Origin of the sequence: Polynucleobacter arcticus (genome assembly GCF_013307205.1) — a bacterium.
In the GTDB taxonomy this organism is placed as follows: domain Bacteria; phylum Pseudomonadota; class Gammaproteobacteria; order Burkholderiales; family Burkholderiaceae; genus Polynucleobacter; species Polynucleobacter arcticus.
Genome location: NZ_CP028940.1, coordinates 168,232 through 180,067, shown reverse-complemented (window position 1 = coordinate 180,067; position 11,836 = coordinate 168,232). Strand labels below are relative to the sequence as shown.

The window sequence follows — 11,836 nt, the reverse complement described above, 5'->3', positions numbered from 1 at the left end:
ATAAATCTGAATCAAACGTATCTCAGTCAGGCGTCTTATGAACGCGGGAGAACTGAAACCTGGGCCTTCTTCAAAGCACCCTTAACGCCAAATTCCACTTGTCCATCAACTAAGGCGAACAGAGTGTGATCTTTACCAATACCAACGTTTGCACCCGGATGAACACGTGTGCCACGTTGGCGAATAATGATGCTGCCAGCATTGATTTGCTCGCCGCCAAATACCTTAACGCCTAAGCGTTTCGATTCTGAGTCGCGGCCATTTCGTGTCGAGCCGCCGCCTTTTTTCTGTGCCATATCTTTCTCCTGCTATTGAGCCGTTAGCCTAAATTAGGCTTTAATCGTGTTAATCAGAATTTCTGTGTAATTCTGACGATGGCCTTGGTGCTTTTGATAATGCTTGCGACGGCGCATCTTAAAGATTGTCACTTTATCGTGACGTCCCTGGGAGACGACAGTGGCCATCACAGCTGCACCATTAACCAATGGATCACCCAATTTGAGTGAAGCGCCTTCGCCGACGGCGAGGACTTGGTCAAGAGTGATTTCGCTGCCGATTTCCGCTGGTATCTGTTCTATTTTCAATTTTTCGCCTGCAGCAACTTTATACTGTTTGCCACCGGTTTTTATGACCGCGTACATGGTGTGAAACCTCAAATTAATTCTACGTTTAAGCTAATCCACCCTGGATGAGCTAAGCCGATTATTATATCTTGCATGTCCATCAGTGTCAAAACCAATGAGTTAAGCCAAATTTTGGCCCCAATTGCCTTAGATTTCAAGGCTTTAGACGAGGTTATCCGTTTACGACTAGCCTCAAAAGTCGCCTTAATCGACCAAATATCTACTTATATCATCCAAGCAGGTGGTAAGCGGGTTAGGCCAGCCCTATTACTGTTGATCAGCAAAGCATTGGCGAATGGCCAAGAAACCCCCCATGCCCGAGAACTGGCTGCAGTAGTGGAATTTATCCATACAGCCACCCTCTTGCATGATGACGTTGTTGATGAATCCACCCTCAGAAGGGGTCGAGAAACTGCCAATGCTGCTTTTGGCAATGCTGCAAGCGTATTGGTTGGGGACTTTCTGTACTCCAGGGCTTTTCAGATGATGGTAGGGCCCAATGACCTTCGGGTCATGGAAATTCTCTCTGATGCAACCAACACAATTGCTGAAGGAGAGGTTTTACAGCTGCTCAACATGAATGACCCCGAAGTAGATGAAGAGAGCTATCTGAGGGTGATTCGCTATAAAACGGCCAAGCTATTTGAGGCGTCAACTGAGCTGGGGGCCATTCTAGCCGGCGCCAATAGCGCACTAAGAGAGCAATCTGCTGCTTTTGGTCGCCACATTGGCACCGCCTTCCAATTAATGGATGACCTTCTGGATTACACCGCAGACGCATCTCAAATGGGGAAAAATGCTGGTGATGACTTAAGAGAGGGTAAGCCCACGCTCCCACTGATTTATCTGCTTGAGAATGGCAGCACTGAAGAGCGCTTATTGGTCAGAGCAGCTATCGAACAAAATCAGGATTTACCAGATGACGTCTTTTTACAAATTCTGAGCGCAGTTCAAAGCTCAGGGGCCTTGGATTACACCCAAGCTGCAGCTCAGCGAGAAATACTGCTTGCACTCGAATGCCTCAAGGACTTCCCACAAAATGAAGCGACAGCAGCGTTACATGCCTTGTGCCAATACTCACTATCTAGACAAACTTAAGTGCCAACACTCTTCACCCTAAGATCACGCGCAGTAATACGTGCTTTTTCTGCATCTTCACGTAAAAGCAAAACTTCATTAGGGGAAAGTCGCTCTAGATTGGAGTAGTCTAATTTCCAAGCGGGGTCTGAAGCCCACACTAACGGGGACTGTACCGTTGTTCGTGGTCCCGGCGCACCTTCAAGTAAATGTAGAGCCAATTCGAAGTTGGAATCTTGCGACGGAGGGCTATCTGGTAAAGCAGCAGCATTCCCCAGTGGAAGATCACTAAATAAGAAACGTGGCACACCGCAGTACTCCACAATATCTTTCGCTGCTCCCATGATCACAGTCGGAATTCCTGCCTCCTCCAGGCATCGCGCCAAGAGACTTTGGCTTTGGTGACAAATGGGGCAATTCGGAATCAATATAGCAATGTCCACTTGATCTTCACGCATCTTATTTAAGATAGTTGGAGCATCTACTTCTATCGTGTGGCGCTGACTACGATTAGTGGGTAAGCCGTAAAAATGTTGCGCCAATGATCCGATGCGGCTAGCTGCTACTGCCCGCTTGGCCGCATTCATCGGAAACCAGCAATTCACATCTTCCATATTGGCATTGCGTCGATCAATACCCACGTGTGCAATACGCAAATCCCAATCCTCATTCATTGATCGACTGTATGGCTCATAAAACTTCGCCGCTGCATTGTATGGCGCGCCAGGACCCTGTGGTCCTTTACTAACATCAAAAGGTACGGCCGTAGTCACCAAACCTAAAATAGATTCATTGAGCGGTTTGCTGAGCTGAGTAAAAGGTACATCACTGTAGTGAGCCCAGACATAGGGTGTTTCATATCCCAAACCGAGATAGTAATTTCGGGTCCGTTCGATATACCGAACCGGCTGATCTAATTCAGTCGCAAATGCCAATTCAGAACTCTGAGTCATCAATACATCCCTGTAAGATATTGCTTACTTAATATTTTTTATTCACTATTCAGTATTTACTATTAGGAAAACTCATTATGGCTCAATGGCTCAGATTTCATCATCAAGGTAAATCCGGCTTAGGACAAGTACACGGTGATCAGATTGCTATTTATACCGGGGACCTATTTAATCACCCCCAGGCAACAGGTGAAACTGTCAAGCTATCCGATGTCACTATTGATATCCCATGCATACCCACAAAAATGATTGCCATGGTAGATAACTTTCATGCACTCGTTACTAAGCTCGAGCATGCAGTACCTGCCGAGCCTCTGTACTTCCTCAAAGGAAATAATTCTTTCTTAGCTGCCAACCAAGTCATTCGCGCCCCAAAGTCATACTCTGGAAAAGTAGTTTATGAAGGTGAGCTGGGCATTGTGATTGGCAAGCCCTGCCATGAGATGGATGAAGCACAAGCAGCTCATGTTATTTTTGGCTATACCTGCATCAACGATGTAACTGCGATTGAGATTTTGAATCGCGATCCAGGATATGCACAGTGGACGCGCTCGAAGAGTTTTAATACTTTTGGCGTCTTTGGCCCCTACATCACCACGGATGTAGATCCCAGCAAACTCACCATTAAAACAATCTTAAATGATCAAGAGCGTCAGAACTACCCCATCGCTGACATGATTTTTCCACCAGCCAAACTGGTTAGCCTGATCTCTCAGGATGTCCCATTACAAGCTGGTGACATCATCGCCTGCGGAACTTCTGTAGGCGTTGGCTCTATGAAACCCGGTAGCAATGTCAGCATCATCATTGATGGTGTTGGGCGTTTAGATAATCGCTTCGAATAAGCCATTAAGACGGCTGATTTAAAACCAGGGCCTCAAAAGATAAACCCTCGCCATGTTTAGTGGTGAGGGTTTTTTAATGCTCAGCTACTGTAAATGCTTAGTAACCTGAAACAGATGGCAAGGCCAAACTACCTTTAGAGACCTGAACATTTTCATCAAGATACTTAGTTAATGCAAAAACAGTACTTAAACACGGTGTTGGTGTTTCAGTAATCGTGCCTAGCTCAATCACAGAGCCCAATAAGGCATCAATCTCTAAACTGCGACCCGCCTCTAAATCTTGCAGCATCGATGTTTTGTGCTTGCCGACTTTTTCAGCGCCCGCGATACGACGTTCAATATCTACACGGAAAGTGACGCCTAACTTCTCTGCAATAGTTTGCGCTTCAGCCATCATGTTGCGAGCCAATTCTTTAGTCAGCGGATATTGGCAAATACCTTCCAACGTTCCATGAGTCAGAGAGCTAATTGGGTTGAAGGTCATATTGCCCCATAACTTCAACCAAATTTCAGAACGAATGTCCTCCAACACTGGAGATTTAAATCCAGCGGCGGCCATCATTTCAGATACCTTCTGAATACGCTCTGTTACTTGGCCATCGAGCTCACCCAATGGAAAGCGGTTGCCCTCTACGTGACGAATGACACCAGGGGCCTGAGTAAAGGTAGCTGGATACACTACGCAACCAATAATATTGTTCGGGTTGATTGCCTTCTTAGCCACACCGCCAGCATCGACCGTTTCAACCGAGTGATCCTGATAGTCACCGCCCAGTTTCTGGAAGTACCACCAAGGAATACCGTTTTGCATCGGAATCAAAATCGTATCTGGACCCATGATTGAAGCAAGATCATCAATAATGGGCTCAACCTGGTGGGCTTTAACAGCGAGGATGACCACATCTGGAGTTTGAGCATCTGTGATTTTCTCAACTGCCTTTACCTGTGCCACCAACGGCTCAGGCTGGTCATTCATGATTAATGCCAGGCCACGCTCTTTAATGGCTGCCAAAGTAGCGCCACGCGCAACTACAGTGACATCATTGCCAGCACGTGCCAACATGACTGCAAGGTAGCCGCCAATAGCGCCTCCTCCACCGATTACACAGATTTTCATAAAGACTCCATAAAGATAAGAAATATTGAATTAATGTCATATTAGTGGAGAATATTTTGCAGTGCAACAAAATATTTATGCCTAATTTTTGAGCACTTTATGTGTAACTAGCCAATCAATTGGGGCTCAATTGCGCCCTAGGTAGCAATCCCCCCAAGAGCATGCCGACGATGCTTGCGAAAAGTCCAGCCAATTGAGGGGGCAGGATGGCATGGGGGGCTAGTATTTCGCAAGCAATCCAGACAGTGAGACCGCCCAGAACAGACAACAATCCACCAAGAGAATTGGCTTTCGACCAGTACACCCCAAACGCCAAGGGCACAAAAGCAGCAACTAGAGTGACTTTATAAGCGCTCTCCACCATCTTAAATATCGATAACTCAGAGTTAATGGCAAAAAAGGTTACGGCGACTGTAAAACAGAGGACCGTAATGCGCATGACTTTCAATAAGGCTTGATCTGATAGCTGCTTATAAAAGCCCTTCACAATATTTTCTGCAAACGTCACAGAAGGGGCTAGCAAAGTAGCGCTGGCACAACTTTTAATAGCTGATAGTAAGGCGCCAAAAAACATGACCTGGGCAATCAATGGCGCGTGATTCAAGATTAGCTTAGGCAAAATCATTTGTGGATCCGTATGGAGATACTGCTTTACTAAATCCGGGTCAATGATGGTGGCTGAGTAGGCGAGAAATAGCGGGACAAAGGCAAAAATGAAATACAGCACGCCACCCAATAAAGCTGCTTGCACCGCGATATTGACATTCTTGGATGAAGTAATCCGTTGAAAAACATCCTGCTGCGGAATCGAACCCAACATCATGGTGCATAAGGCAGCCGTAAATCCCAGTATGGAGGCGAGGTTCATGTCTGGCCAGAAGTTGGAGAACTGTCCGGCAGCAGATGCATGCTCGAGCACCACACCAACACCCCCAGTTTGGGCTGTTATCTCACCGCCAATATAAAGCATGCCCACCACAATGATGATCATCTGAATGAAGTCGGTGATCGCTACTGACCACATGCCACCGAAGAGGGTGTAGATCAACACGCTACCTGCACCAATCAACATGCCGCCAGTTTGAGAGATACCGCCATCAGATACGACATTGAAGACTAAGCCCAAGGCTTTAATCTGCGCAGCAACCCAACCCAAATAAGAAACCACAATACAGAGTGTGACTAAAACCTCTACCGTACGACCATACTTTTCCCTAAAGAAATCACCAATCGTCAGCATGCGACGGTTGTATAGATGGCGAGCAAAAAAGAGGCCAACCAAGATCAGGCACATTGAAGAACCGAAGGGATCGGAGACTATTCCACCAAGCCCTTCTTTCAGAAAAGTAGCTGGAATACCTAGTACCGCTTCAGAACCGAACCAAGTGGCAAATACAGTAGCAGTAACAATCGGCAATGGGAGGCTGTGGCCAGCGGCTGCAAAATCTGCGGTGTTTTTAACCCTGAGCGCGGCCCAAAGACCGATACCGACAGATATCACCCAATAAATGACGACAAACCAAATCAGCATCGCCCAACGTCTCCTTCAGGAATTTGCATGAATTATATGGCTTTGTTACTTATGTCATTTAATCGATAAGAGCCCAGTTTGGGCGAGTCTGTCTGACATAATTCATGGGTGAATTCCAGCCAAGAGAACCCAAATATCGATCTTGCCTATCAAAAGGCGATTTTGGGTTCTGTATCGCGCACTTTTGCACTCACCATTCCCCTACTGCCTCCAGCTATTGAAGTGGTGGTTGGGAACACCTATTTGCTCTGTCGCATCGTCGACACCATCGAAGATGCAGCTGAACTCAGTCCAACTGAGAAGCAGCATCTATCCAAGCTATTCTTAGATGCGGTTCTTGGTGACATCCCTGTGACCGCATTCGTGACCCCTTGCCTAGATGCCTTAAGGGGCTACTCCAATGTTGATGAGCTCGATTTAATTGCGCACACCCCAACAGTGCTTCGTATTCTGCATACCTTTCAAACCAGAGATCAGAAGGCTATTGGTCGCTGCATTTTGATTATGTCTAGTGGTATGTCGCATTTTCATCATCGTCAAAATCAATATGGTCTAAAAGACTTGGTTGAATTTGAAGAGTATTGCTATGTCGTAGCAGGCGTAGTTGGAGAATTACTTACGACTATCTTCGGGCACTATTCACCCGAATTTGCAAAGCACATTCGCGGTCATGAGAAGCTTGCCTTAGCCTTTGGTCAAGCATTGCAAATGACGAATATCTTGAAAGACTCGCCAGAAGACCGCGCACGTGGCGTTTCTTGGCAACCTGCGCAGATGAGCCAGGCTGAGCTTCTCCAGATTGCCTACGAAAAACTGCAGGACTCTTTGAGCTATATCCTGCTGATTCCAAAAAAAGAAATTGGTATGAGGCGTTTTTGCTTCTTAGCATTTGGCCTTGCTGTCATGACACTAGAAAAAATTGCTACAAGAAAAGAATTTAGTAATAAGTCTGAGCTGAAGCTCTCTCGAAATACGGTTTGGATTTTTTATGGCTGTACCAAACTCGCTGCTAGTCAAGATTTCCTCATCAAATCATTTTTTTATGCTGCCTCCAGTCGTCTGAGAGCACTCTGGGTGGCAAGCCGTTAAAGCGCACCTTCGTGATTTAGAAGCCAAAGCTTTATCTGGCGATAAAAACCTGGTCCATCTTCCTTCATAAAACCCCCAAGACCTTGGGCAGAGACTACTCTGTGGCATGGAATAACAAGCGGGTATGGATTGGCACCACAGGCAGTTCCAACTGCGCGTGGCCCACTCTGAATCCATTTTGCAATCTCGCCATAGGTGATGGTGTTACCTGCGCTAATACCTTGAGCGGCAGCCCATACCTTTTGCTGATGCACTGTACCAGCAGGCTTGAGCGGGAGGTCAAAACCAGAAGAGGCATTTTTGAAATATTGCTCGCACTGCCTTGAAAACACCTTCGCCAAATGGTTACTGGGGTCACTTAATGTGCTGTTGGGAGGCAAATAATCAATTTTCGAGATCATCAAACTCCCCTCCACCATCTCGGTTTGCACGCCCAAGCAACCAAAGGGGGCTGGTATTACGCAATATTCGATAAATTGAGAGGTCGGCATACAGAGGATTCTGACATAGATTAAAGAAGGTATTTATACGCATTTCCCGTGCGCCTATAGCTAGTGAAATCGCACTTTGCTATATTGGTTGCTCCTTATTCTTTGCAGGCAAGCCTCATGGACACCTTTTTTGATGATTGGCCTTTTATTGGCCAAGTCGCTTTAGTCCTATTTTTACTCGCACTATCCGGCTTTTTTTCCATGGCCGAAACCAGTATGTTGTCTTCCAATCGCCATCGCCTTCGCGCTATGGCTAATGGTGGCAATGCTGGAGCCGCGCTCGCCGAAAGATTATTGAAGCGGATTGACTCACTGTTATCAGTACTGCTCATTTCCAACAATCTCATTAATACCATCCTGCCAATATTGGTCACAGGTATTGCTCTTCATATTTTTGGTGATAGCGGCCTTGTGCTATCAATTGCCACCTTAGTAGTTGCGTTACTGATCATTATTTTTAGTGAGATCACGCCAAAAGTGATTGGAGCAGCATTTCCAGAAAAGATTGCTAGCAATGTTGGCTGGATTATTCTTCCGCTCACTTTTCTACTGAAACCACTGCTGTGGTTCATCAACAGTTTTGTCTCCGGATTAATGAGAGTGTCTGGTTTGCAAACCTCCACCGACAATAGAGTGATGAGTAAAGAAGAGTTGCGAAGCTTAGTTCTTGAGTCCAATCGATTTGTCTCCACTCATCATCGCAACATTTTGCTAAATTTGTTCAACCTTGAAAATATTTTAGTTGACGATGTCATGACACCTCGTTCAAAAATTGAAGTACTTGATCTCTCCAGGCCGATTGATGAAGTGATGCAGCAACTAGAAACTTGTTATCACAACAAGCTCCCTGTCTGCGATGGTGATTCTGAGCGCGTTATTGGTATTCTCTCTGTAAAAAAAGCACTTTCGCTATTAGGGAATGCAGAGCTTCAGCATGAGGACTTTCGGTCCCTGCTGAATGAGCCCTACTTCATACCAAGTGGAACGCCTGTTTTACAGCAAATGCAATTTTTTCAAGATAACCAACAACGTTTAAGTTTGGTAGTAAATGAATATGGTGAAGTGCTTGGCTTGGTTACCTTTGAAGATATTGTTGAAGAATTAATCGGCGAGTTCACCACCTCGTTCTCCAATCTCTCTAATGACCCTCACTGGCTTACTGATGGCACCTATCTCTCTAGCGGAACTGCTTCCTTGCGAGATTTAAATCGCCTTCTCAAGCTTGATCTTCCGCTCGATGGGCCTCGCACCTTAAATGGTCTCATCCTAGAAAAGCTTGAAGCCATCCCTGATTACGATGTCAGTATTCGGATTGCTGGGGTGGTGATGGAAATCGTTCAGTTCGATGAGCATGGTGTAAAAACAGTGAAGCTATACCGACCCCTTACTCAACCAAATCAAGATTGAGCGAATTACTACATGATTCTCATATTATTCGTACCTGGCATGCTATCGCTGTGGATGCGTTGGATGCTCGGGCCACGGATATTCATATTGAGGCTAGATCTCAAGAAACTGTAGTGCGTGTGAGGGTAGATGGTCGCCTGGCATTACAAAACCAATACCCCATTGATCTACACGAACGTTTAATTACACGCATTAAGGTATTGGCGCGTCTAGACATTGCAGAAAAACGACTGCCACAAGATGGACGTCTTGCTATTGGCCATGACTTTAGTTATCCCAATATCGATTGCCGAGTATCCATTCTTCCCACGCTGCATGGTGAGAAAGCCGTAATCCGTATTCTGCCAAGCCGCCTTGATGAGCTTAGACTCGATCAAATTGGTCTGCTACCAGAGCAGCTAGAAATATTTCAGAATGCAATTCGTCAAACTAATGGATTAATTTTGGTCACTGGGCCAACAGGAAGTGGCAAGACAAGAACGCTATATAGCTGCTTGAGTACTTTGAACTGTGTACAACGTAATATTTGCTCTGTGGAGGATCCAATTGAAATTCGGCTTCCCGGCGTCAATCAAGTAGCCTACCACCCCAAAGCAGGCTTGGACTTTCCAACGATTATTCGCGCCCTATTACGGCAAGATCCCGATGTCATCATGATTGGTGAAATCCGCGATACCGCAAGCGCACAACTAGCCATTCAAGCTGCGCAAACAGGCCATTTGGTTCTTAGTACCTTGCATACACGCAATGCAATCGGTGCTTTAAGTAGGCTCAAAAGTCTAGGTATTGATCAAGAGTCAATTGAGTCCTGTCTTCGCTGCATCACCTCACAAAGGCTCGTTCGTAAATGCTGTGAGCAATGCCGCCAAATTCCTAGAAAAACCGTTTGCCGTGTTTGCAATGATTCGGGTTATTTTGGGCGCCTTGGTGTGCACGAAGTTTTGAGCAGCAAGCAGTTACTGGAATCAGCTCATCCTCTAGATATCTACTCTGCTGGTATGCAATCAGTCCAAGCTGGTTTAATCGATCAAGCTTCCCTAGATTCCGAGCTTGGCACTTGGCATTAATCAATATGTTTTTCAATAAAAAGTTAAGTCAGTCCGAACAACTGCATTTTGCTGAGCAAATGCTCGTCTTGCTTCAAGCTGGACTACCCTTGCTCAATGCCATCCAACTCTTGATTCAGTCTGCACCAAAATCTTGGCAGATTTGGTTAGAAAGTATTCGCTCCCTTCTTCAAAAAGGTAATAGCTTTTCTTTTTGCTTAGGCGCTCAAGATGGGAGATTTAGTCAAGAGTTTTCAAATCTCATTAGGGTAAGCGAAAGATCTGGTGATCTTAGTTTGGCACTGCGAACGATTTCGCAACAACTAGAAGCTCAAATTGAATTGCGGAGAAAAGTACAGCAGTCCCTGACTTATCCTGTAATTACCCTCGCAACCTCTTTTTTATTGGTGCTGGTGATGATGATCTGGGTTGTGCCTGTCTTCAAAGAGGTCTTCGGTAACTTTCAAGCAGAGCTGCCGGCACCCACTAGAGTGCTCATTACCATCTCCACAGGAATTCAAGATTACTACATAGCTTTACTCACAACGACCTTAATCATTGCCGCAAGCTTTTTCTTTGCATGGCTTAAATCTAGCTTGCTCCAAAAATACTGTGATGCCGTAATATTGAGAATGCCATTTTTTGGCAATCTATTTAGGCTAGCAACACTGAGTCATTGGTGTCGAACTTTAGGTCATTTATTGGAGTCTGGCTTACCACTTCCAGATGCACTAAGAGTAACTGCACAATCTAGTAACCACTGGGTAAGCCATGACTTTAGTGCCGAGATATTTAAACACCTTACTCGTGGCTGGCCTTTGGGGGACTCTCTCAAGCGGGCAGACCCCAAGTTACGCCTACTGGATATGGAAACATTACTACTACTGCATATTGGAGCTGAAAGTGGCGAATTGGCTGAAATGTTGAATAAACGTGCCGGCACTCTAGGTTCGCAGCTCAGCAGTCAACTAAACACTCTGAGCCAAAGCCTGGAGCCTGTACTTATCTTAATAGTAGGAGTCATCATTGGTACATTAGTCATAATTCTATATTTACCCATCTTTAATTTAGGGCAAATCGTTTAGTGGATCACACAACAAGCCTCTGGATCATTCAATCCATATTGATACTGGCTTTACTTTACTTAGCCTATGTCGATTGGCGTAGTTTTCGCCTACCGAATGCCATTACACTCCCCCTGATTTTTCTGGGCATCACCATTAACTTGGTCCCTGATCTCCGCTTTGTATCAGCGTCTTCTGCAATCCTTGGGGCAGCCTTAGGGTATGGATCGCTCTGGTTATTGAATGCTGGCTATCGCCTACTGAAACACCGCAACGGAATTGGCATGGGTGATGCAAAGCTCTTAGCAGCATTGGGTGCCTGGCTTGGCTGGGGAGCTCTCCCGAGCATACTTTTAATAGCCTCCATTGCAGGACTGCTCGGTGGTATCGCTTGGCTTTTATTGCATCGTCATCGGCTACATCAAGCCTTTCCTTTTGGCCCATTTTTGGCGTTTGCTGGCATCATTGAGTTGTTATGGCCTCAACTCATTCCAACCACCATTCTGCCAAGGCTGATTTAAAAGCTTTAAAAGGGTTATTGCCTTTAGTTGGCTTAACTGGTGGCATTGGGTCTGGTAAGACTACAGTTAGCG

13 protein-coding genes are annotated in these 11,836 nt (G+C 45.7%); 7 read left to right on the top strand and 6 right to left on the bottom strand.

The features are described 5' to 3' along the window. Positions 1 to 35: 35 nt before the first annotated feature. Both rpmA and rplU read right to left on the bottom strand, forming a co-directional pair. Positions 36 to 296, bottom strand: a complete 261-nt coding sequence (gene rpmA, locus DN92_RS01000; RefSeq protein ID WP_062308046.1) for a 50S ribosomal protein L27 — start codon at positions 294 to 296, stop codon at positions 36 to 38. A gap of 33 nt (positions 297 to 329) precedes the next feature. Then, positions 330 to 641 carry a 50S ribosomal protein L21 gene (rplU, locus tag DN92_RS00995; RefSeq protein WP_041484800.1) on the bottom strand — a complete coding sequence of 104 codons (312 nt, stop codon included), beginning with the start codon at positions 639 to 641 and terminating at the stop codon, positions 330 to 332. A 75-nt stretch (positions 642 to 716) separates the two neighbouring features. Between rplU and DN92_RS00990 the strand changes: the two genes are divergently transcribed. Next, the gene (locus DN92_RS00990) at positions 717 to 1,721 is read left to right on the top strand and encodes a polyprenyl synthetase family protein (protein ID WP_173959498.1); all 1,005 of its coding nucleotides are present in this window, start codon (positions 717 to 719) and stop codon (positions 1,719 to 1,721) included. On the opposite strand, the gene DN92_RS00985 is transcribed toward DN92_RS00990, so the two are convergent. Continuing rightward, on the bottom strand, positions 1,718 to 2,653 hold the full coding sequence (locus tag DN92_RS00985; protein ID WP_173959497.1) for a glycine/sarcosine/betaine reductase selenoprotein B family protein: 936 nt from the start codon (positions 2,651 to 2,653) through the stop codon (positions 1,718 to 1,720). The genes DN92_RS00990 and DN92_RS00985 overlap by 4 nt on opposite strands. 77 nt (positions 2,654 to 2,730) lie before the next feature. Here DN92_RS00985 and DN92_RS00980 point away from each other — a divergent pair, with 77 nt between their 5' ends. Continuing rightward, positions 2,731 to 3,498: a fumarylacetoacetate hydrolase family protein gene (locus tag DN92_RS00980; RefSeq protein WP_173959496.1), complete on the top strand. Its 768-nt coding sequence runs from the start codon at positions 2,731 to 2,733 to the stop codon at positions 3,496 to 3,498. 97 nt (positions 3,499 to 3,595) lie between these two features. On the opposite strand, the gene DN92_RS00975 is transcribed toward DN92_RS00980, so the two are convergent. Both DN92_RS00975 and DN92_RS00970 read right to left on the bottom strand, forming a co-directional pair. Then, the gene (locus tag DN92_RS00975; RefSeq protein WP_173959495.1) at positions 3,596 to 4,615 is read right to left on the bottom strand and encodes a 2-dehydropantoate 2-reductase; all 1,020 of its coding nucleotides are present in this window, start codon (positions 4,613 to 4,615) and stop codon (positions 3,596 to 3,598) included. 115 nt (positions 4,616 to 4,730) lie between these two features. Continuing rightward, positions 4,731 to 6,146, bottom strand: a complete 1,416-nt coding sequence (locus DN92_RS00970) for a high affinity choline transporter 1 (RefSeq protein ID WP_173959494.1) — start codon at positions 6,144 to 6,146, stop codon at positions 4,731 to 4,733. A gap of 108 nt (positions 6,147 to 6,254) precedes the next feature. On the opposite strand from DN92_RS00970, the gene DN92_RS00965 reads away from it, so the two are divergent. Continuing rightward, a complete protein-coding gene (locus DN92_RS00965; RefSeq protein ID WP_173959493.1) occupies positions 6,255 to 7,235 on the top strand; it encodes a squalene/phytoene synthase family protein in 981 nt (326 codons plus the stop codon). On the opposite strand, the gene DN92_RS00960 is transcribed toward DN92_RS00965, so the two are convergent. Next, a complete protein-coding gene (locus tag DN92_RS00960) occupies positions 7,232 to 7,726 on the bottom strand; it encodes a methylated-DNA--[protein]-cysteine S-methyltransferase (RefSeq protein ID WP_437342747.1) in 495 nt (164 codons plus the stop codon). The genes DN92_RS00965 and DN92_RS00960 overlap by 4 nt on opposite strands. Positions 7,727 to 7,843: 117 nt before the next feature. Between DN92_RS00960 and DN92_RS00955 the strand changes: the two genes are divergently transcribed. Genes DN92_RS00955 through DN92_RS00940 form a run of 4 tightly spaced genes read left to right on the top strand, consistent with a single transcriptional unit; the run spans position 7,844 to position 11,764 of the window. Beyond that, on the top strand, positions 7,844 to 9,133 hold the full coding sequence (locus tag DN92_RS00955; RefSeq protein ID WP_173959492.1) for an HlyC/CorC family transporter: 1,290 nt from the start codon (positions 7,844 to 7,846) through the stop codon (positions 9,131 to 9,133). Continuing rightward, positions 9,130 to 10,200, top strand: a complete 1,071-nt coding sequence (locus DN92_RS00950; protein ID WP_173959491.1) for a GspE/PulE family protein — start codon at positions 9,130 to 9,132, stop codon at positions 10,198 to 10,200. Before DN92_RS00955 ends, DN92_RS00950 begins: the two co-directional genes overlap by 4 nt. A gap of 5 nt (positions 10,201 to 10,205) precedes the next feature. Further along, a complete protein-coding gene (locus DN92_RS00945; RefSeq protein WP_173959490.1) occupies positions 10,206 to 11,264 on the top strand; it encodes a type II secretion system F family protein in 1,059 nt (352 codons plus the stop codon). Beyond that, entirely contained in the window at positions 11,264 to 11,764 is a 501-nt protein-coding gene (locus DN92_RS00940) for a prepilin peptidase (protein WP_173959489.1), read from the top strand. The genes DN92_RS00945 and DN92_RS00940 overlap by 1 nt, the downstream gene beginning before the upstream one ends. Positions 11,765 to 11,836: the final 72 nt, after the last annotated feature.